The 740-nt window shown below is 59.1% G+C and carries 2 protein-coding genes; both read left to right on the top strand.

Annotation, left to right across the window (positions count from 1 at the left end):
- The coding region (locus EN914_RS37245; protein ID WP_127389773.1) for an SDR family oxidoreductase at positions 1–421 on the top strand (421 nt) is incomplete at its 5' end.
- Positions 422–461: 40 nt separating this feature from the next.
- The gene (locus EN914_RS37240; protein ID WP_013531568.1) at positions 462–611 is read left to right on the top strand and encodes a hypothetical protein; all 150 of its coding nucleotides are present in this window, start codon (positions 462–464) and stop codon (positions 609–611) included.
- Positions 612–740: the final 129 nt, after the last annotated feature.

Here is a 740-nt window from a genome sequence, read left to right as displayed (position 1 = left end):
TTTCGACACGACGTTGAAGACCAATCTTTACGGCTATTTTCATATGGCGCAGGAAGCGGTGCCGCACATGAAACCCGGTTCGGCGATCATCAACACCGGTTCGGTAACCGGTATCGACGGTTCAAAACAGCTGGTCGACTATTCGATGACCAAGGGCGGCATCCATGCTTTCACGCGGGCCCTGTCGGGCAATCTCATCGGCAAGGGCATAAGGGTGAATGCGGTAGCACCGGGTCCGGTGTGGACGCCGCTCAATCCGTCGGACAAGGAAGCTGACGACGTCTCGAAATTCGGCGCCGACACGCCAATGAAACGACCAGCGCAACCGGAAGAGCTCGCGCCGGCCTATGTGTTCCTCGCTTCGCCGCATTGCTCGAGCTACATCACCGGCGAGATCTTGCCCGTCGTCGGAGGGTACTGAGGATGGCCGAAACGAAGTCCGCAACGAAGGAGTAGGATGGATGGGCCGTCTGCTTTTCATGGTGGCGTTCGCTTGTGTAGCGTATCGCATCTACACGGAAACCGCAGGGTCTGCTCGGCATGTGCCGCAGGATGACGGTGAGGCGCTGCGCAAGCAATCAGCGGCACTGGGCGTCGACCCGTCTCGCTGACGGGATGGAACCTACCGGCAATCCGGCCGGCCGAGTTACCAGCCGGCCGGATTGCAGCCTTATTCGGCTGCCTGCAGGTTGATCTTGCTTTCCGCCATTTCGGTGAGCTTGCGATCTGTCTCTTATACA

The organism is Mesorhizobium sp. M7A.F.Ca.CA.001.08.2.1, assembly GCF_003998455.1.
GTDB lineage: Bacteria > Pseudomonadota > Alphaproteobacteria > Rhizobiales > Rhizobiaceae > Mesorhizobium > Mesorhizobium ciceri.
This window is presented reverse-complemented; position numbering and strand designations above follow the sequence as displayed.

Bases quoted from the DNA above. Each gene is read 5' to 3' on its own strand.
- EN914_RS37240 (WP_013531568.1), top strand. From the start codon at position 462: ATGGGCCGTCTGCTTTTCATGGTGGCGTTCGCTTGTGTAGCGTATCGC.